The 735-nt window shown below is 61.9% G+C and carries 1 protein-coding gene; it reads left to right on the forward strand.

Annotated elements, in window-relative coordinates:
* Window positions 1-211 precede the first annotated feature (211 nt).
* Window positions 212-735: transposase (locus CWI66_RS17670; RefSeq protein ID WP_232711017.1), on the forward strand; the 524-nt coding region annotated here is incomplete at its 3' end.

Consider the following 735-nt stretch of genomic DNA (forward strand, 5'->3'; position numbering starts at 1 on the left):
GAGGGTGTCGCGAAAGGGGCAAAGCCGTAAAATGAACCTTCTATCTGTCTGAGAGCTTACCGTGTCGACAGCATGCATGCCCACACCCGATGACAGGCAGTTCGCGCTTTTTCAGGCATCGCCTGCTTCGCCCCCTCCATCCTCCCGCGTAACGGCTGGCTCGTCAGGGCGGCGTTTTCTACGAGGTGACGCCACGGCGATTTTCCTGGGCATGACACCGCTTGAAGATCATCTGCGGCAGTCAGGGATTCGTGCCCCGTTTGTGGTGGCCGACCTGCTGGATGCCCAGGACTGGACGCCCTTCGAGGCGCGCTATGCCGCCACAGGGCGCGCACCCTATGCGCCACGCGCGATGATGGGGCTGATTCTCTACGGGATCATGCACGGGGTCTCATCGCTGCGCGCGTTGGAGCGGCTGGCACGTGTGGATTTGGGGGCCATGTGGGTGACCGGCGGCATTGCCCCGGATCATGCCAATATCGGGCGCTTTATCTGCCTGCATGAACAGGCGCTGTCACAGGAGTTTTTCGAAGCGCTGACACGCACCGTTCTCGCCAGGTCCGGAACATCGACAGCCTGCCTGGCGGGTGACGGAACCGTGATCGAAGCGGCCTGCTCTCACTATCGTCTGCTCAAGGAGGAGGCCGTGCGTGCTCGAGTCAGTAAGGCCCGGATCGGCCATCAGCAGGCTCTTCCAGAGCAACAGGACGAGACTCAGCAGCAGCTGGATAGAGC

It is taken from the genome of Halomonas sp. 141 (assembly GCF_002810305.1).
Lineage (GTDB): Bacteria > Pseudomonadota > Gammaproteobacteria > Pseudomonadales > Halomonadaceae > Vreelandella > Vreelandella stevensii.